This is a genomic window from Rahnella contaminans, from assembly GCF_011065485.1.
Lineage (GTDB): Bacteria > Pseudomonadota > Gammaproteobacteria > Enterobacterales > Enterobacteriaceae > Rahnella > Rahnella contaminans.
Genome location: NZ_JAADJS010000008.1, coordinates 78494 through 98209, shown reverse-complemented (window position 1 = coordinate 98209; position 19716 = coordinate 78494). Strand labels below are relative to the sequence as shown.

The following is a 19716-nucleotide window of genomic DNA, read 5'->3' as shown; positions in this document are numbered from 1 at the left end:
TCCGGCAGTAGCCGGAAGGGGGTGGGTAATTAAAGCAACTGAGTCAACCGGTTAAGGTCAGATTGCAGTGCGCCAGCGGTAACATCACGCCCGGCACCCGGCCCGCGGATGACCAGCGGGTTGTCGCGATACCAGCGGCTTTCGATGGCAAAAACGTTATCGCATGGCAGCAACGCGGCCAGAGGATGGTCCTCTCGCACCGCTTCGACACCAACGCGCGCTTTACCGTTAGCATCGAAACGCGCCACATAACGCAGCACCAGCCCCATTTCGCGGGCGGCTTCCAGACGTTGCAGCATTTGCTGGTTCAGCGCTTCGCCGTCCTCAAAGAACTGATCGACGGAACCCGTTTCACATCCGGCCGGCACCAGCGATTCCACACGGACCTGCGTCGGTTCGATTTCATAACCCGCTTCACGCGCCAGGATCACCAGTTTACGCATCACGTCCTGACCGGATAAATCATCACGCGGATCCGGCTCAGTCAGCCCCTGCTGCCACGCTAAATCCACCAGTTCGGTGAACGGCAGCGTGCCGTCAAATTGCAGGAACAGCCACGACAGGGTGCCGGAGAAAATCCCGCTAATGGCCAGAATGCTGTCGCCACTTTCGCGTAAATCGCGCACCGTATGGTTGACAGGCAAACCGGCGCCGACGGTGGCGTTATACAACCAGTGGCTGTCGGTTTTGGAAAACGCATCACGGATCTGACGGTATTTATGGGTATCCGACGCGCCCGCCAGTTTATTCGCGCTGATCACATGGAAACCGTAGCTGGCGAAATCCAGATACTGATCGGCCAGTTCTGCGCTCGCCGTGACATCCAGCACCACCAGATCATCATAAGGATGCGCACGCATCCACAGGAACAGCGATTCTTCGTCGTGTGTCTGAGACTCATCGTCGAAGAAGGCCAGCGCACGGCTGGCGTCCAGACCTTCGTAATTGAGCAGGCTGCGTTTGCTGTCGACCACACCGGCCAGCACAAATTCGAAACCGCTGCGGGCTGAAATATTCTTTTGTTCACGGGCAAACAGTTCCAGCCAGCGTGAACCGATATTGCCTTTACCAAACAGCATCAGACCAATTTGTTTTTCAGCGCGGAACAGGGTTTTGTGCAGCCCCTGAATCAGATGAGCGGTCGGGCCGACGCGCAGTACAGCCACCAGGCTGATGCCGTCTTCCGACTGCCAGATGAATTCGATCGGCTGATCTTTCATTTCCTGATAGAAACGGTGGCTGTGCAGCGGGTTTTTACACACGCCCGCACCGACCAGCGCTACCATTGCCAGCCCTTCACGCAGCGTCAGGCGCCCCGGTAATGCGGCATCTTCCAGCACCTGCAAGGCGCTGCCCGCCACTTCGGAGGTATAGCAAAATTGCAGCAGATTGCGGTCAGGATGCACGCCGGTACACAGCGGTTTGATCTGCGCACGCTTGAGCAGCAACTCAACATCTTTTTGTGCCAGCGCAAAATCATGCGCAGACGGAATAGCCATTTCGATCAGGCAAATATCATCGTGGCTGGTGACAATTTTTGCGCCCGTGCCGGAAGCCAGCACGCGTTCGATACGCGTCGAGCCCTGCTCCGGTTTGTAGCTACAGCGCAGCTGTAAATCGATATCGCTGCCGGAAACCGGCTGCAAAGTGCGGGTATGCAAGACCGGTGCGGCCAGACGCGCCAGTTCACTGGCTTCATCCAGACGCAGCAGCGGCAACAGGCAGGCATCTTTCACTTTACGGGGATCGGCGCTGTAAACCCCGGCGACGTCACTCCAGATGGTAACGCGGCTGGCGTTCGCCAGTGCGCCAATCTGGGTGGCGGAATAGTCGCTGCCGTTACGGCCAAGCAGAACGGTTTCACCGGCGTCACTGCGGGCGATAAACCCGGTCACCACCAGATATTGCTGAGGATGCTGCGCGATAAGCTGTTGCAGGAGCGGATAAGAACGCCCTTCATCCACCTGCGGCTGAGCCGCGCGTTCAGCACGCAGAAATTCGCGCGCATCCAGCCAGGCGGCAGGCAGCTCCATTTTGCACAACACAGCAGACATCAGTCGTGCAGACCAGATTTCGCCATGACCGACGACTTCTGCGTAAACCGCATCGGTCATCTTGTCATCGAGCAAAACAGCCAGACGTTCGAGGTCATGAATAAAAGAAGCAATAAGCGGTTCTGCCATTTCCGGCGGAAGCAGGCCGGAAATCAAATCACTCTGATACCGGCGCAAGGCCTGCTGAACCTGATGCGCGGAAAGCCGGTCGGTCTGGCTCAGTTTCAGCCAGCTGATCAGCTGGTTGGTTGTGCTGCCCGCCGCCGACACCACCATCATGTCGCCCGGCTTTGCGTACTCAGCCATAATACCTGCGACGCGCAGATAACATTTCACGTCAGCCAGGCTGCTGCCACCAAATTTGTGCAACTGCCGGCTTCCCGCCGGCGCTGCAACCGCTATTGCATTCATACTTACCTCGTTGCCACTGACTGGAATGCGTGTTCCAGATCAGCAATCAAATCTTCGCTGTCTTCAAGACCTACAGAAATACGGAGCAAGCTGTCAGAAATCCCGGCGGCTTTACGCGCTTCCGGCGCCATGCCAGCGTGTGTCATGGTTGCCGTATGAGAAATCAGGCTTTCGACGCCTCCCAGTGATTCTGCGAGGGTAAATAACTTCAATTCTTTCAGGAAATGACGCAGCTGTGCTTCATCTCCGTTAAATTCAAAACTGATCATGGCCCCGAAGCCACGTTGCTGACGGCGGGCAATTTCATGCCCCTGGTTTTCCGGCAGCGACGGATGATACAGCTTTTTGACCTGCGACTGTTTTTGCAAATACGCCACAATCGCCAGCGCATTTTCCTGCTGTTGTTTTACGCGGACCGTCAACGTGCGCAGGCCACGCAACAGCAGATAGCTGTCAAATGCCGCGGCGGTCACACCAATATTGTTCGCCCACCACGCCAGTTCAGTTGCATGCTCTGCGGTCTTAGATATTACCGTACCGGCGACCACATCAGAATGCCCATTCAGATATTTCGTACAGGAATGTACAACTAAATCCGCCCCCAGCTTCAGCGGGTTTTGCAACGCCGGGCTCAGGAACGTGTTATCCACCACGGTTAGCGCGCCAGCCGCGTGAGACGCCGCACAAATCGCCTCGATATCGACCACGCGCAGCAGCGGGTTGCTGGGGGATTCAATCAGCACCAGTTTTGGTTTTTCCTTCAGCGCTTCGGCCAGCGCCTGCGGGTCACCCTGATCGACAAACAGCACGCGGTAAGCACCGCGCTTGCTCAGGCTGTCGAACAGACGGTAGCTGCCGCCGTAGCAATCGTGCGGCGCAACCAGCAAATCACCAGGTTTGAGAAACACCGTACACACCAGATGGATTGCGGACATCCCGCTGCTGGTGAGCACCGCGCCCGCTCCGCCTTCCAGATCGGCCAGCGCACGCTGAGCGATATCACGCGTCGGATTTCCGCGGCGTGAATAGTCATGGGCTCTCGGCTGATTGAAATCTTCAAAGTTGTAAGTGCTGGAAAGGGCGATAGGCGGAACTACACAACCATATTGCTGATCATTGTTCAGGCCACTGCCCACGGCAATGGTGGCTTGCTTGTGCGTCATAGTCGTTTCTTCCTGACGAAATGCGGAGGATGAGGGTGTAAAGAGTAACGCCCGGAATTATAGACGTCAATACATCTGGACATCTAAACTTCTTTGCGTATAGATTGAGCAACAGAGCAATACCCGCTAAAATTATGACGTTAATGAAGATGTCCGGCAGATCCGTTGCGTGAAGCAATTAAGCGCAAGGCGACAAAATGAACAATGCCGCAGGGCAAATCGTGAGGTATCCCTGTAAAATGACGACATTTATTTAGTGAGAACAGTGAAAATCGGGCATAATCACGCGGTTTTCAGTATTTTATTTTTTGATAAATTTAAGGTGTCCCATGGCTGAGTGGAACGGCGAATATGTCAGCCCTTACGCTGAACACGGTAAGAAAAGTGAGCAAGTTAAGAAAATCACGGTATCCATTCCGCTGAAAGTCCTGAAAATTCTCACCGATGAACGCACCCGTCGTCAGGTGAATAACCTGCGTCATGCGACTAACAGTGAATTATTGTGTGAAGCTTTCCTGCATGCGTTCACCGGTCAGCCTTTGCCGAATGACGAAGACCTGCGTAAAGAACGCAGTGACGAAATCCCGGAAGCGGCGAAGATCCTGATGCGTGAACTGGGTGTTGATCCTGATACCTGGGAATATTGAGAAACGCTGAGATTTTCTGACAGCCCTGTGCAATTCATTGTGCGGGCTTTGACGAGCGGGCGATCAATAGAACGTTTTGAATCACTGAAGGTTTTGTCTGGCGGGAAGTGAAACGACAGGCAACAAAAAAGGCGCCAAAGGCGCCTTTTTTTGCTCTCAAGCGTAAGCTTATTTGCTGCTTGGAACGCTGAAACGCTTGTTGAAGCGGTCAACGCGGCCACCGGTAGCGACTTCACGTTGCTTACCAGTGTAGAACGGGTGACATTCGCCACAAACGTCCAGGTTCAGATCGTGACCCACAGTTGAGTGAGTTTTGATTACGTTACCGCATGAGCAAGATGCAGTAACTTCTACGTATTTAGGGTGAATACCTTTTTTCATGGAAAACCTCTTCTTAAGGCCGCGTCGCTATCCAACCCTGTTCCGTCAGACACCACGCGTAGTGGATGATAGGCTTTAGTACGAAATGCACTAAAGGCGGCGAATCATACAGAATCTCTGAGAACCGCGCAATGATGTTCATGCATTTCGAAGGACACAGTGTACACTATCTCGTCATTTTTTTATAGTCTGGACCCACAATGCCTGTTGCCCACGTCGCGTTACCTGTTCCACTTGCCCGTACTTTCGATTACCTCCTGCCGCCTGGATTGCAGGTTTCTCAGGGTTGTCGGGTCAGTGTGCCTTTCGGTAAACGCGACGCCATTGGCATCGTGACGCGCGTCAGCGACTCGAGCGAATTTGGCCTGGATAAGCTGAAACCCGTGCGTGAAGTCCTCGACTCTTCCAGCCTGTTCACGCCCGATCTGTGGCGCATCCTGCTCTGGGCTGCCGACTATTATCATTTCCCGATTGGCGAAGTGTTGTTTCACGCGCTGCCGGTGTTGTTACGTCAGGGGAAACCCGCTGAACTGACGCCGCTCTGGCAATGGTTTGCCACCGAACAGGGGCGCGCCACGCCGCTCGACAGCCTGAAACGTGCGCCAAAACAGCAACAGGCGATGGCGGCACTGATCCAAAAACCGCTGTATCGCCATCAGGTTGCTGACCTCGATCTGACCGATACTGCTTTGCAGGCACTACGGGCGAAAGGACTGACAGATTTACGCAGCATCGCGCCTGCCACACAAGACTGGCGCAAAGATTTCTCCGTCGTGGGCGAACGCCTGCGCCTGAATACCGAACAAGCCACCGCTGTCGGAGCCATCCGCAGTGAAGATCAGCAGTTTTCTGCCTGGCTGCTGGCCGGGGTAACAGGTTCGGGTAAAACCGAAGTGTATCTGAGCGTGCTGGAAAATATTCTCGCGCAGGGCAGTCAGGCGCTGGTGATGGTGCCGGAAATCGGTCTGACCCCGCAAACCATCGCGCGTTTTCGCGAACGTTTCAGCGCGCCGGTCGATGTTTTGCATTCCGGTCTCAACGACAGCGAGCGACTTTCAGTGTGGCTGCGGGCGCGTAATGGCGAAGCCGGAATTGTGATCGGCACGCGCTCGTCGCTGTTCACGCCATTTGCACGTCTGGGCGTTATCATTATCGATGAAGAACACGACAGCTCTTATAAGCAGCAGGAAGGCTGGCGGTATCACGCGCGGGATCTCGCGGTATATCGCGCCCATGCGGAAAACATCCCCATTATTATGGGCTCGGCAACGCCTGCGCTGGAAACGCTGCACAACGTGGAACTGGGCAAATATCGCCAGCTGAAGCTGACCAAGCGTGCCGGTAACGCCAAACTCGCGCGGCAAAATTTGCTGGATTTAAAAGGGTTGCAGCTGAAAGTCGGGCTTTCCCAGCCGCTGATCCAGCGCATGCAGGAACATCTTAAAGCGGACAATCAGGTCATGCTGTTCCTCAACCGCCGCGGCTATGCGCCTGCCCTGCTCTGCCACGAATGCGGATGGATTGCTGAGTGTCAGCGCTGCGACCACTATTACACGCTGCATCAGAACCAGCGCCAGTTACGCTGCCACCATTGCGATAGCCAGCGTGCCGTGCCGCATCAGTGCCCGCATTGCGGTTCGACGCAGCTGGTGTCAGTCGGCGTCGGCACCGAGCAGCTGGAAAACGAGCTGGCGCCGTTGTTCCCCGATACGCCAATCACCCGCATTGACCGTGACACTACCAGCCGTAAAGGTTCGCTGGAACAGCATCTGAACGAAGTCCATCGTGGTGGCGCGCGTATTCTTATCGGCACGCAAATGCTGGCGAAAGGCCACCATTTCCCGGATGTCACGCTGGTCTCGCTGCTGGACGTTGACGGCGCGCTGTTCTCGGCGGATTTCCGTTCAGCAGAACGTTTTGCCCAGCTTTATACTCAGGTTTCAGGCCGTGCCGGTCGTGCAGGCAAACAAGGTGAAGTGGTTCTGCAAACGCATCATCCTGAACATCCGCTGTTGCAGGTTCTGTTGCAGCAAGGCTACGACGAATTCGCAAAACAGACGCTTGCCGAGCGCAAGAGCGTCTTTCTGCCGCCTTACACCAGCCACATTATGATCCGCTCAGAAGACCACGATAATCAGCAGTCGGCGCTGTTCCTGCAACAGTTGCGAAATCTGCTGGAATCCAGCCCGCTTAAAGATGATTCGTTGTGGATTTTAGGGCCGGTGCCTGCGCTTGCGGCCAAGCGCAACGGACGTTTCCGCTGGCAGCTCTTATTGCAGCATCCTTCCCGCCGCGTTTTGCAGCATCTGATCAAAAGTTCTCAACCGCTGATTACCAGCCTGCCGCAGGCTAAAAAAGTGAAATGGACGCTGGATGTCGATCCGATCGATAGCTAATCCGCATAAATAGTCAGGATTTCTGCGTGATGGATCGAAAAAAGCATCTGCATCACACTTTTAATGCAAATTAGGTAACAAATCCTACTCACATTCTGTTTAGAATGTGATGAGCTACACAGCATGGGTAGCCAGGTGAGGAATGTGGATGTTGTTGTGTCAGTTTGATGCTGTTGCAAGGAGAGATGCGTTGGATCACAAGAAAGAATTACCCGCCGCGACAATGAAAGATGTGGCAGAACAGGCAGGCGTTTCAACAGCAACGGTATCCCGCGCGTTAATGAACCCGGAGAAAGTCTCCGCATCTACCCGTCAGAAGGTCGATCAGGCTGTCATGGCCGTAGGATATTCTCCCCATGCCTTGTCCCGAAACCTGAAACGCAATGAATCGCGAACTATTCTGGTGATCGTCCCGGACATCTGCGATCCGTTTTTTGCCGATCTGATCAAAGGGATCGAACGCACCGCCGCCGAAAGCGGTTATCTGGTGCTGATTGGCGACTGCGCTCAGCAAAACCAGCAGGAAAAAACCTTTATCAATCTGATCATCACCAAACAGATTGATGGCATGTTGCTGCTCGGTTCTGATTTACCTTTCGATGCCAGCAAAGAAGAACAACGCAACCTGCCGCCGATGGTGATGGCCAATGAATTTGCGCCCGAACTGGAACTGCCGACGGTTCATATCGATAACCTGACTGCCGCGTTTGAAGCGGTGCATTATCTGCTGAATCTGGGCCACCAGCGTATTGCCTGTATCGAAGGGCCGAAACACATGCCGCTTTGCCAGTATCGCTCGCAAGGTTATGTGCAGGCGCTGCGCCGCAACGGGATCAGCGTCGAAAACGCATTAACCGCTCAGGGCGATTTTACCTATGAATCCGGCGCGCGGGCGGTGAGCGAACTGATGGCGCTGCCTTCTCCGCCAACGGCCATCTTCTGCCATAACGACATTATGGCGATTGGTGCGATGTTCCAGGCGAAGAAAATGGGTTTACGTATTCCGCAGGATTTATCGGTTGTGGGCTTCGATGACATCAAAGCCAGCCAGTTTACCGATCCTCCGCTGACCACCGTCGCGCAGCCAAGATTCCAGCTTGGTCGTCAGGCTATGTTATTATTACTTGAGCAGTTACAGGGAAATCCGGTACAAAACGGTTCGCTTCTGCTTGATAGTGAGCTGGTCGTACGCCAAAGCACGGCCGCCCCGAAAGCGTGAGTCAGTTTTTGATTTGTTATATATGCAGGGTTAAGTAACATGACGCACTTCTTCATTCATCACGACACAGCGAAACGATAGTGGCACAAAGAGACTATGTAAGCCGTGGGCGCTCAGGAGCGCGGCGGAAAAGTACCAGCCGGAGTAAAAAACGCAGTTCCCCAACGATCTCCAAAACCATGGTGGTGTTAGCCGTTGCGGTACTGGTGGTGTTTGTCGGTGGCCTCTATTTTATTGCGCACAATAAACATGAAGAAGCGGCGGTACTGCCGACGCATGTTGTTCGTCCGGGTAACGGATTGCCGCCTAAGCCTGAAGAACGCTGGCGTTATATCAAGGAGCTGGAAAACCGTCAGATGGGCGTCACCACGCCGACAGAACCGACGGCGGGCGGTCAGGTTGAATCCAAAACTCAGCTGACGCCGGAACAGCGACAGCTTCTCGAGCAAATGCAGGCCGATATGCGCCAGACGCCAACACAGCTGTCTGAAGTGCCGTATAACGACCCAAGTCAGGTCGCCACGCGTCCGGCTCAGACGCAGCGTCAGGTTCAGCAACAACAGCCAACTTATGCCCAGCAACAGCCGGTGCAGACACAGCCGCGTCAGGTTCAGCAGCCAACGTACACGCCGCAAACGCAGCCGGTACGCGCGCCGCAGGCTCAGGTGCAAACGCAGCCTGTTCAGCCAAAACCTAAGCCACAGGTGAAAGAACCGGTCAGGGAAGTGCCGAAAGAACAACCGAAAGCACAGCAACCGGCTGCAATCACGCAGGCAGCGCCAGAGAAACCGAAAGAGCAGGAAAAAACCCAGCGCTTTATGGTGCAGTGCGGTTCATTCAAAGGCGCCGATCAGGCGGAATCCCAGCGAGCCAAGCTGGCATTCGAAGGGTTTGAAGGCCGAATCACCACCGGTGGCGGCTGGAGCCGAGTGGTTATCGGCCCGTACAACAGCCGTTCTGGTGCTGACAGCACACTATCGCGTCTCAAAGGCGCTGGCATCTCCGGTTGCATTCCCGTCGCAACCGGGGGTTGAAAACCCGTAATCCTTCCCCAATCTATACTTTCAATATGCCCCGTAAGTTTGTGAGACACGCGAAGTGTCCCACAAGCCTGCGGGGATCTTTTCCGTCTGCAACGAGGAACCGCTCGTGACAACAATTGTAAGTGTACGCCGTAACGGCAAGGTCGTTATCGGTGGTGATGGCCAGGCCACATTGGGAAATACCGTCATGAAGGGCAACGTCAAGAAAGTACGTCGCCTGTACAACGACAAAGTGATCGCTGGTTTTGCTGGCGGTACCGCTGACGCCTTCACGCTGTTTGAGCTGTTCGAACGCAAACTGGAAATGCACCAGGGTCATCTGGTGAAAGCCGCCGTTGAGCTGGCTAAAGACTGGCGTACCGACCGTATGCTGCGCCGTCTCGAAGCGCTGCTGGCCGTTGCGGATGAAAATGCCTCGCTGATTATCAGTGGTAACGGCGACGTCATCCAGCCTGAAAACGACCTTATCGCGATTGGTTCCGGTGGCCCGTATGCCCAGGCGGCAGCCCGCGCATTGTTGGAAAACTCAGACCTTGGCGCACGCGATATCGTCGAAAAATCGCTGACTATCGCCGGTGACATCTGTATCTATACCAACCATTTCCACACCCTCGAAGAATTGTCTTCTAAAGCGTAAGGATCGAAAATTATGTCTGAGATGACCCCGCGCGAAATTGTCAGCGAGTTAGACAGCTACATCATTGGCCAGGATAAAGCGAAACGCGCTGTCGCGATCGCCCTGCGTAACCGCTGGCGCCGTATGCAGCTTGATGAAGCGCTGCGCCACGAAGTCACCCCAAAAAATATTCTGATGATCGGCCCGACCGGTGTCGGTAAAACTGAAATTGCCCGTCGTCTGGCCAAACTGGCTAATGCGCCGTTCATCAAAGTCGAAGCCACTAAGTTCACCGAAGTGGGCTACGTCGGGAAAGAAGTAGATTCAATTATTCGTGATCTGACCGATGCCGCCGTGAAAATGGTGCGCCTGCAATCCATCGATAAGAACCGCTTCCGCGCCGAAGAAATGGCCGAAGAACGTATTCTCGATGTGCTGATCCCGCCGGCGAAAAACAACTGGGGCCAGGCTGACGAAGCGCACGAGCCTTCTGCCGCGCGCCAGAACTTCCGCAAGAAATTACGTGAAGGCCAGCTCGACGACAAAGAAATCGAAATCAATCTGGCGGCTGCGCCTGTTGGCGTTGAAATCATGTCCCCTCCGGGCATGGAAGAGATGACCAATCAGCTGCAATCCATGTTCCAGAACATGGCCGGACAGAAGCAGAAACCGCGCAAACTGAAAATCAAAGAAGCTTACAAGCTGCTGGTTGAAGAAGAAGCGGCGAAACTGGTGAACCCGGAAGAGCTGAAAGAACAGGCGATTGAAGCCGTTGAACAGCACGGCATCGTGTTCATCGATGAGATCGACAAAATCTGTAAACGCGGCCAGAGCTCAGGCCCGGATGTGTCACGCGAAGGCGTTCAGCGCGATCTGCTGCCGCTGGTGGAAGGCTGTACCGTTTCCACTAAACACGGCATGGTGAAAACGGATCACATTCTGTTTATTGCCTCTGGCGCGTTCCAGACTGCCAGCCCGTCAGACCTGATCCCGGAATTGCAGGGGCGTCTGCCAATCCGCGTTGAGCTACAGGCGCTGTCGACTGAAGACTTCGAACGTATTCTGACTGAGCCAAGTGCATCCCTGACTCATCAGTACAAAGCATTGATGGCGACCGAAGGTGTGACCATTGATTTCACGGCTGACGGCATACGTCGTATCGCGGAAGCGGCATGGCAGGTGAACGAAACCACCGAGAACATTGGCGCACGTCGTCTGCACACGGTTCTGGAGCGCCTGATGGAAGATATTTCCTACGACGCCAGCGAAAGCAACGGTATCTCCATAAACATTGATGCAGATTATGTTAGAAGCCACCTTGATCAGCTGGTAGCTGATGAAGATCTGAGCCGTTTTATCTTATAATTTGCTCATACGTTCCGAAAGTGATCTTCAGGGAGGCGTTTGCCTCCCTGATTTTTTTTAGATTTCGGACTGACTGTTCACCTGAGCGAAATCACCTATGAGCACAATGACTCCCTGCACCCCGACCACGCCTGCCCGCGCATGGCTTGAAAGCCTGCGTCCTAAAACGCTGCCTCTGGCTTTTGCCTCAATTGTCATGGGTTCGGCGATTGCCAGCCTGCAAGGCGTTTTCCATCCGCTCATCGCGCTGCTGGCGTTGCTGACGGCGGGTTGTCTGCAAATCCTGTCTAATCTGGCCAATGATTATGGCGATGCCGAAAAAGGCAGTGATACGCCCGATCGCGTCGGGCCGTTGCGCGGGATGCAAAAAGGGATGATTACCGCCGCACAGATGAAGCGCGCGATTATCCTGACCATCGCCCTGACGCTCGTGTGCGGAATCGCGCTTATTGCTGTCGCCTGCCACAAACCGAGTGATGTCGTGGGCTTTGTGATCCTCGGCCTTCTCTCGATTGGCGCGGCCATCACATATACCGTCGGCACGCGCCCTTACGGTTATATGGGGCTGGGTGATATTTCCGTTTTGATTTTCTTTGGCTGGATAAGCGTCGCCGGGACATTCTATTTGCAGGCGGGATATTTTGACTGGATTGTGATGCTGCCGGCCACCGCAACGGGATTGCTCTCGACGGCGGTGCTGAATATCAACAATTTGCGCGATATCGAAACCGATCGCGCCAACGGCAAAAACACGCTGGCGGTTCGCCTCGGGCCAGTGAATGCCCGCAATTATCACACGTTTATTTTGGCCGCCGCCACACTGTGCCTGGCCATTTTTTCCGCCGTGTATTTGCGCCACTGGACCGGCTGGTTATTTATTCTGGCCGTACCGATGCTGGTGACTCACGTCATCCGCGTAAGAAAGTCCAAAACATCTTTGGAAGTGCGTCCGCTGCTCGAACATATGGTGAAAACGGCGTTACTGACTAACGTGTTGTTTGCGGTGGGTCTGTTACTCAATTGAATAAAAGTGGCCTGATGTGCGTTTATCGAGCCGCTTTTCACATTTAACAATTGATGATTTTGCCAACATCCGTCCGAAAGGGATATACTGAACACTCATGCAGCAACCAGATGAAATCCTATGAAATACGATACTTCCGAACTTTGCGACATCTACCATGAAGAAGTGAATGTCGTCGAACCCCTGTTCTCCAACTTTGGTGGCCGTACTTCATTTGGCGGGCAAATCACGACAGTGAAGTGTTTCGAAGACAATGGCTTGCTTTATGACTTGCTGGAAGAAAATGGCCGTGGTCGCGTACTGCTGGTCGATGGCGGTGGCTCCGTTCGTCGCGCATTGCTTGATGCCGGTCTGGCACGCCTGGCGTTGCAAAACGAATGGGAAGGCATTGTGATTTACGGTGCAGTTCGTCAGGTAGATGATCTGGAAGAACTGGATATCGGCATTCAGGCGATGGCAGCGATTCCGGCGGGGGCAGGCAGTGAAGGGATTGGCGAAAGCGACATTCGTGTCAATTTCGGCGGTGTCACCTTCTTCTCCGGTGACCATCTTTATGCCGACAACACCGGTATCGTGCTGTCAGAAGACCCGCTCGACATCGAATAACCTTGCGCTTTCAGCAACAAAAAAGGACGCCGTGGCGTCCTTTTTTATTTTCAGGCCGAAGTCATCAGACTTCTTCCATTTTTCCCAGCAATGCACGCAGACGGTCCTGCCACACGTGCTGTTCTTCTTTCAACTGTGCATTTTCACGCACCAGCGATTCATGATTACCACTCGCCTGCTGAACTTCCTGAGACAGGGTATTGTTTTGTTCTTTCAGTTCTTCGATTTCCATCTGCAAAAGAGTAATGGTATCGATCGCTTGCTGAACTTTAGCTTCTAATTTCTCAAATACTTCAAATGACATTTTTCGGTCCCCTTATGTTCGCAAGGCGCACATCTTATGTTCTGCCGCATCATCCGGACACGGCTCAAGAATTCCTGCACTCCGTCGATTTTGATAACGAATACAAACCAAATCCGGGTCTGAATTGCGCCAAAGTCTTGTAAAACCAGCGGGTGTCTTACCGGGTGATTGTATGTAGCCAGCTTTGCCCTGTCTAGCAAGAACCCCTTCCTGCACGCAGTCTGTTGCAATTTTACAGCGCCGGGTATCAGGAAATGCTTAAAAAGCAGCGTCACTCACCAGAAATCCCCGTTAATACCGAATAACCTTATCCGGCCTGTTGTTATGTTCGTTTCAACCGACGCGGCCCAAAAATTGTTAAATCGTGGCCTTTTTTCCGCGCGTGATGGCCTGCGAATACGCGAAATCGCTCATTTTTATGACACGACACACAAAATTTGATTTCGCTATTTCTCGTTTATGCTCGTTAACGATAAATTCACATTGCGTTCTCATTTAATGATGAACGTCAAAATCCGATTACGTTCACGTACGACATAACAGAAAAACTATAACCAATCATTAACATCATCCTTAGCAGGATCAAACTATGAGCCAAACCATGAGTTCCACATTAAAAGGTCAGTGCATCGCTGAGTTTCTGGGTACCGGGCTTATCATTTTCTTCGGTGCAGGCTGTGTTGCCGCATTGAAGCTTGCCGGAGCATCCTTTGGCCAGTGGGAAATCAGTATCGTCTGGGGTTTCGGTGTGGCCATGGCCATTTACCTGACTGCGGCGATCTCAGGCGCACACCTGAACCCGGCTGTCACCGTCGCGCTATGTTTGTTTGCAAACTTTGAAGGACGCAAAGTTCTGCCTTACATCATCGCGCAGGTCGCAGGCGCCTTCTGTGCCGCCGCGCTGGTTTACGGCCTTTACTACAATCTGTTCTACGATTTCGAGCAAACTCACAACATGGTACGCGGCAGCGTAGACAGTCTGAGCCTTGCCGGTATCTTCTCGACGTATCCAAACCCGCACATCAGCGTATTGCAGGCGTTCCTGGTTGAAACCGTGATCACCGCCGTTCTGATGTCGCTGATCCTCGGCCTGACCGATGACGGCAACGGCCTGCCACGTGGCCCGCTGGCTCCGCTGCTGATCGGTATTCTGATTGCAGTTATCGGTGCATCCATGGGGCCACTGACCGGATTCGCACTGAACCCGGCGCGTGATTTCGGACCGAAACTGTTCGCTTACTTCGCAGGCTGGGGCAAAGTGGCCTTCACCGGCGCCCGAGATATCCCTTACTTCCTGGTACCGATTTTTGGCCCACTGCTGGGTGCGTGTCTGGGTGCGGTCGGCTATAAAGCATTGATTAGTCGTCACCTGCCACACCAGATTAACGAAACAGCGGCTGACAAAGCGTCACAGCCAACCAAACAGCGTAAGGCCTGATCGGCTAAACTGTTCCACAGCTTACTCATTTGCAGGATGAAAATTATGTCAGCAGATACGACTCACGAAAAAAAATACATTGTCGCACTCGATCAGGGTACGACCAGCTCACGCGCAGTAGTGCTGGATCACGATGCCAACATCATCAGCGTTTCTCAGCGTGAATTTACCCAGATCTACCCTAAATCTGGCTGGGTTGAGCACGATCCGATGGAAATCTGGTCATCGCAAAGCTCGGTACTGGTTGAAGTGCTGGCTAAAGCCGACATCAATTCCGATCAGATCGCCGGTATCGGTATCACCAACCAGCGTGAAACCACCATCGTGTGGGAAAAAGAAACCGGCAAGCCGATTTATAACGCGATTGTGTGGCAATGCCGTCGTACTGCTGATATCTGCGAAAAGCTGAAAAAAGACGGGATGGAAGAGTACATCCGTCACAACACCGGCCTGGTGGTTGACCCGTACTTCTCCGGCACCAAACTGAAATGGATCCTCGATAACGTTGAAGGCTCCCGTGAACGTGCTAAACGCGGCGAACTGCTGTTCGGGACTGTGGATACCTGGCTGGTCTGGAAAATGACTCAGGGACGCGTTCACGTGACGGATTACACCAACGCATCACGTACCATGCTGTTCAATATCCGTGATTTGAAGTGGGATGAACGCATGCTCGAAGCGCTGGATATTCCGCGTGAAATGCTGCCGGAAGTCCGTCCTTCCTCTGAAATTTACGGCCAGACCAACATTGGTGGTAAAGGCGGTACGCGTATTCCAATCGCCGGTATTGCCGGTGACCAGCAGGCGGCGCTTTACGGCCAACTGTGCGTGCAACCGGGTATGGCGAAAAACACCTACGGCACCGGCTGCTTCCTGTTAATGAACACCGGCACCGAAGTTGTTGCATCGAAAAATGGTCTGCTGACCACCATCGCCTGCGGCCCGCGTGGCGAAGTAAACTACGCGCTGGAAGGTGCCGTTTTCGTTGGTGGCGCATCTATTCAGTGGCTGCGTGATGAGCTGAAACTGATCAGCGATGCAACTGACTCCGAATATTTCGCGATGAAGGTGAAAGACACTAACGGCGTTTACGTGGTGCCTGCTTTCACCGGCCTCGGCGCCCCTTACTGGGACCCGTATGCCCGTGGCGCAATCTTCGGTCTGAGCCGTGGTGCGAACAGCAACCACATCATCCGCGCAACGCTGGAGTCTATTGCTTATCAGACCCGCGACGTACTGGATGCCATGCAGGCCGATTCCGGTGCCCGTCTGCAATCCTTACGCGTGGACGGCGGCGCGGTCGCCAACAACTTCCTGATGCAATTCCAGTCCGACATTTTGGGTACCCGCGTTGAGCGTCCTGAAGTGCTGGAAGTTACCGCGCTGGGTTCTGCTTTCCTCGCAGGCCTGGCCGTCGGTTTCTGGAACGATCTGGAAGAAGTCCGCAGCAAAGCCACTATCGAACGTGAATTCCGCCCAAGCATTGAAACAACGGAACGTAATGTCCGCTATAAAGGCTGGCAGAAAGCGGTGGCACGCGTTCGTTCGTGGGAAGATCACGACGAGTAATCCCGTCAGTTTTACGCCAACACCTTTTATGAAACTCCCCATCCGGGGAGTTTTTTTATGCGTCCTTCCCACTGTGCTAAAATCTGCGGCACAGATGAGCCTTGCCTCACCGAACTCTTTCTTTTCTTCCAACAGGTTTTCCAATGAAACGTGAATTAGCAATCGAGTTCTCCCGCGTGACCGAAGCTGCCGCGCTCGCCGGTTATAAATGGCTGGGCCGTGGGGATAAAAACCTCGCCGATAACGCCGCCGTGCAGTCCATGCGCATCATGCTTAATAAAGTCGATATCGACGGCACGATTGTGATTGGCGAAGGTGAAATCGATGAAGCACCGATGCTGTATATCGGCGAAAAAGTCGGTACCGGCAACGGCGACGCGGTCGATATTGCGGTGGATCCGATTGAAGGCACGCGCATGACCGCAATGGGTCAGTCCAACGCACTGGCTGTGCTGGCTGTGGGCGATCAGGGTTCTTTCCTCAACGCCCCTGATATGTACATGGAGAAAATTGCCGTCGGTCCTGGCGCGAAAGGCGCTATTAATCTGAACCTGACGCTGGCAGAAAATCTGGCGAATATTGCCAAAGCGCTGAACAAACCGCTGACCGAACTGACTGTTGCCGTGCTAGCAAAACCGCGTCATGACGACGCAATCCGTGAAATGCTGACCGCCGGTGTCCGCGTCTTTGCGTTCCCGGACGGTGACGTCGCAGCAACCATTCTGACCTGCATGCCGGAAAGTGAGGTTGACGTGCTTTATGGAATTGGCGGCGCGCCTGAAGGCGTGATTTCTGCGGCCGTTATCCGCGCGCTGGATGGCGATATGCAGGGGCGATTACTGGCGCGTCATGACGTCAAAGGAGATACGCCGGAAAACCGCCGGATTGGCGAAGAAGAGCTGGCGCGCTGTAAAGCGATGGGGATTGAAGCCGGGAAAGTGCTGTTGCTTGATGATATGGCGCGCAACGACAACGTGATTTTCTCAGCGACCGGGATTACCAAAGGCGATCTTCTGGAAGGCATCAGCCGTCAGGGAAATATGGCGACCACCGAAACACTGCTGATTCGTGGCAAATCCCGCACCATCCGCCGCATCCGTTCGACGCATTATCTAGACCGCAAAGACGCCGCGCTGCACGAATTCATTATCTGATCCGCGGCCTTCCGGTCATCAAAAAGGCAGGTTTTTTTGCCCTGCCTTTTTTAATGTAAAACAAAACGTTAAACCGCATGTCCTTCATGCTGACTGCGGTTCGACATCGGCCACCAGCACAGCAAAATCAGCACAGCCATCGCAAACATCAGCAGGCCAAGACTGAACTGACCGGTTTGCGGCAACATCGCTGACATCCACGCCACCAGCCCGGATCCCATATTCTGCAAACCGCCCACCAGCGCCCCTGCAGCCCCCGCCAGATACGGGAAAGGCTCCATCGCGCCGGTCGTCGCCAGCGGGAATAACATACCCGCGCCGAAGAAGAACAAAGACGCAGGCACGATCAGCGTCCAGATATTCATAATGCCCAGCCAGCCCGGGATCCACATCAATAATCCCGCCAGCAGACAGCTGATGACCGAATGCCACATCAGTTGCTGGAAGCTTTTCTCCGTACGCCCGGCATACCAGGCACCGAAGAATGCCGCAGGGATCGGCAGGATAAACAGGATGCTGACCATCACACCGCTCAGCCCCAACACGCCGCCCATCAGCACGCCGCAGCTGGCTTCAAAGACCGCCACGCCCGCCAGCGCGCCCACCAGCATTACCAGATAGCGGCTGAAATTGCCGTCTGCCAGCAACAAACGCAGGCTGCTGAGCATTTTGCGCGGCGGATGGTCAGCAGTAAATTCCGGGCGGGTTTCCGGCAACCAGCGGTACATCGAAAACGCGACGCCCGCGCACAGAATAAGCAGAAAACCGAAACTCGCCCGCCAGCCCAGCCACGCAGCCAGCGCACCACCGATAACCGGCGCTAACAGCGGGCTGACCAGAATCCCCATGTTCAGCAAACTGTTGGCGTGGCGCAAAGCACCGCCGCTGTATAAGTCACGCGGCATGGTTCTCGCCATCACGCCCGCTACGCCGGTGCCCAGCCCCTGAACCGCACTGGCCAGGATCAGCATATTCAGACTGGATGACACCATCGCGCCCGCCGCACCAATCAGGAAAATCATCAGACCGGTGAGGATCACCGGTTTGCGCCCCACGTTGTCGGACAACGGGCCGTAAATCAGCTGCGAGCCGCCGTAGGTCAGCAAATAAGCGGCCATAACGCGCTGCACTGCCCCCGGTTTGACGGCCAGACTGGTCGCCATATCCGCGATGTTCGGCACATAAATGGTCTGCGCCATCTGACCGACCGCCACCAGCAATATCAGCATCACAAGCAGGTGAATATTTTCCAGATTTTTCATTTTTCAGTTCGTTATCAGATAAGGTGGAAAAAGTTCAGAACAAATAACCAGCAAAACCGCCGATAATACGGCGGCGCATAAGTTAACAAATTCAGATGAATAAGCGAGGGGTGCGGCAAACTCTCCTGTTATTTTGCTGGCAGCGACAGGAGCCAGATCTGTAACGCAGACTGTACAGAAATCGATACTGGCTAACGGACGCAGAACAGGCTGATAACATTTAACCGATAAGGGATCCGAAAAATTTGAAATAAAATCAGCGCATAAATTCGCTATGCATGACGAAATCAGAAACGACAGGAGTTTTTATGGCTGATTGGGTAACGGGAAAAATCAAAAAAGTTGAGCACTGGACGGACAATTTGTTCAGCATCACGGTCAATGCGCCAGTCGACTCTTTTACCGCAGGCCAGTTTGCCAAACTCTCTCTGGAAATCGACGGCGAGCGGGTTCAGCGTGCATATTCCTACGTCAATCCGCCTTCCAGCGCAGACCTGGAGTTTTATCTGGTCAACGTGCCGGAAGGAAAACTCAGCCCGCGTCTGCACGTGATGCAGCCCGGCGACGAAATTCATGTCACCAAAGAAGCCGCCGGTTTTTTCGTGATTGATGAAGTTCCTGAGTGTGACACGCTTTGGATGCTGGCAACCGGTACCGCCATCGGGCCTTATCTGTCAATTTTGCAGGAAGGAGCCGGTCTGGAGCGTTTTAAAAATATCGTACTGATCCACGCCGCGCGCTTTGCTGCCGATCTCAGCTATTTACCGCTGATGCAGCAATTACAGCGACGTTATGAAGGCAAACTGCATATTCAGACCGTCGTCAGCCGTGAAGAAATTTCAGGCTCACTGACCGGCCGTGTCCCGGCGCTGATTGAAAATGGCACGCTGGAAGGGGCTGTCGGCCTGAAGATCAACGCGGAAGACAGCCACATCATGCTCTGCGGAAACCCGCAGATGGTCCGCGATACCCAGCAGGTGCTGAAAGACCTGCATGGCATGCGCAAGCATCTCAAACGCAAACCGGGTCATATGACCAGCGAACACTACTGGTAAGTATTTTTT

17 protein-coding genes are annotated in these 19716 nt (G+C 54.0%); 12 read left to right on the top strand and 5 right to left on the bottom strand.

What is annotated here, in order from left to right:
* Positions 1–29 precede the first annotated feature (29 nt).
* Positions 30–2465 (bottom strand): bifunctional aspartate kinase/homoserine dehydrogenase II, encoded by a 2436-nt coding sequence (locus GW579_RS22830; RefSeq protein ID WP_152325033.1) that lies wholly within the window; start codon positions 2463–2465, stop codon positions 30–32.
* 2 nt (positions 2466–2467) lie between these two features.
* Complete coding sequence (gene metB / locus GW579_RS22825) at positions 2468–3628, bottom strand: cystathionine gamma-synthase (RefSeq protein WP_152325032.1); 1161 nt, start codon at positions 3626–3628, stop codon at positions 2468–2470.
* Between the two features lie 329 nt (positions 3629–3957).
* On the opposite strand from metB, the gene metJ reads away from it, so the two are divergent.
* On the top strand, positions 3958–4275 hold the full coding sequence (gene metJ, locus GW579_RS22820) for a met regulon transcriptional regulator MetJ (protein WP_004392248.1): 318 nt from the start codon (positions 3958–3960) through the stop codon (positions 4273–4275).
* 168 nt (positions 4276–4443) lie between these two features.
* Here metJ and rpmE read toward each other — a convergent pair whose 3' ends face one another.
* Entirely contained in the window at positions 4444–4656 is a 213-nt protein-coding gene (gene rpmE, locus GW579_RS22815; protein ID WP_152325030.1) for a 50S ribosomal protein L31, read from the bottom strand.
* Between the two features lie 200 nt (positions 4657–4856).
* Here rpmE and priA point away from each other — a divergent pair, with 200 nt between their 5' ends.
* The 7 genes from priA to rraA all read left to right on the top strand — a co-directional run bounded on the left by priA (position 4857) and on the right by rraA (position 12925).
* The gene (gene priA, locus GW579_RS22810; RefSeq protein WP_152325029.1) at positions 4857–7052 is read left to right on the top strand and encodes a primosomal protein N'; all 2196 of its coding nucleotides are present in this window, start codon (positions 4857–4859) and stop codon (positions 7050–7052) included.
* A 190-nt stretch (positions 7053–7242) separates the two neighbouring features.
* Complete coding sequence (gene cytR, locus GW579_RS22805; protein WP_152325028.1) at positions 7243–8271, top strand: DNA-binding transcriptional regulator CytR; 1029 nt, start codon at positions 7243–7245, stop codon at positions 8269–8271.
* A gap of 80 nt (positions 8272–8351) precedes the next feature.
* Positions 8352–9305 (top strand): cell division protein FtsN, encoded by a 954-nt coding sequence (gene ftsN / locus GW579_RS22800; protein WP_152325027.1) that lies wholly within the window; start codon positions 8352–8354, stop codon positions 9303–9305.
* A 115-nt stretch (positions 9306–9420) separates the two neighbouring features.
* Positions 9421–9951 (top strand): ATP-dependent protease subunit HslV, encoded by a 531-nt coding sequence (gene hslV, locus GW579_RS22795; protein ID WP_152325026.1) that lies wholly within the window; start codon positions 9421–9423, stop codon positions 9949–9951.
* Between the two features lie 12 nt (positions 9952–9963).
* A complete protein-coding gene (gene hslU / locus GW579_RS22790) occupies positions 9964–11295 on the top strand; it encodes an HslU--HslV peptidase ATPase subunit (protein ID WP_152325025.1) in 1332 nt (443 codons plus the stop codon).
* Between the two features lie 97 nt (positions 11296–11392).
* Complete coding sequence (locus GW579_RS22785; RefSeq protein WP_152325024.1) at positions 11393–12319, top strand: 1,4-dihydroxy-2-naphthoate polyprenyltransferase; 927 nt, start codon at positions 11393–11395, stop codon at positions 12317–12319.
* Positions 12320–12439: 120 nt separating this feature from the next.
* The gene (gene rraA / locus GW579_RS22780; protein ID WP_152325023.1) at positions 12440–12925 is read left to right on the top strand and encodes a ribonuclease E activity regulator RraA; all 486 of its coding nucleotides are present in this window, start codon (positions 12440–12442) and stop codon (positions 12923–12925) included.
* 64 nt (positions 12926–12989) lie between these two features.
* Here the strand turns inward: rraA and zapB are convergent, their stop codons facing one another.
* A complete protein-coding gene (gene zapB, locus GW579_RS22775) occupies positions 12990–13229 on the bottom strand; it encodes a septal ring assembly protein ZapB (RefSeq protein WP_013577585.1) in 240 nt (79 codons plus the stop codon).
* Between the two features lie 589 nt (positions 13230–13818).
* Here zapB and GW579_RS22770 point away from each other — a divergent pair.
* The 3 genes from GW579_RS22770 to glpX all read left to right on the top strand — a co-directional run bounded on the left by GW579_RS22770 (position 13819) and on the right by glpX (position 17390).
* Positions 13819–14667: an MIP/aquaporin family protein gene (locus tag GW579_RS22770; RefSeq protein ID WP_152325022.1), complete on the top strand. Its 849-nt coding sequence runs from the start codon at positions 13819–13821 to the stop codon at positions 14665–14667.
* A gap of 45 nt (positions 14668–14712) precedes the next feature.
* Positions 14713–16236: a glycerol kinase GlpK gene (gene glpK, locus GW579_RS22765; RefSeq protein WP_152325021.1), complete on the top strand. Its 1524-nt coding sequence runs from the start codon at positions 14713–14715 to the stop codon at positions 16234–16236.
* Between the two features lie 143 nt (positions 16237–16379).
* On the top strand, positions 16380–17390 hold the full coding sequence (gene glpX / locus GW579_RS22760; protein WP_104923989.1) for a class II fructose-bisphosphatase: 1011 nt from the start codon (positions 16380–16382) through the stop codon (positions 17388–17390).
* A gap of 68 nt (positions 17391–17458) precedes the next feature.
* Here glpX and emrD read toward each other — a convergent pair whose 3' ends face one another.
* On the bottom strand, positions 17459–18652 hold the full coding sequence (gene emrD, locus GW579_RS22755) for a multidrug efflux MFS transporter EmrD (protein ID WP_165062030.1): 1194 nt from the start codon (positions 18650–18652) through the stop codon (positions 17459–17461).
* 308 nt (positions 18653–18960) lie between these two features.
* On the opposite strand from emrD, the gene fpr reads away from it, so the two are divergent.
* Positions 18961–19707 carry a ferredoxin--NADP(+) reductase gene (gene fpr / locus GW579_RS22750; protein ID WP_165062028.1) on the top strand — a complete coding sequence of 249 codons (747 nt, stop codon included), beginning with the start codon at positions 18961–18963 and terminating at the stop codon, positions 19705–19707.
* The last annotated feature ends 9 nt before the right edge of the window (positions 19708–19716 follow it).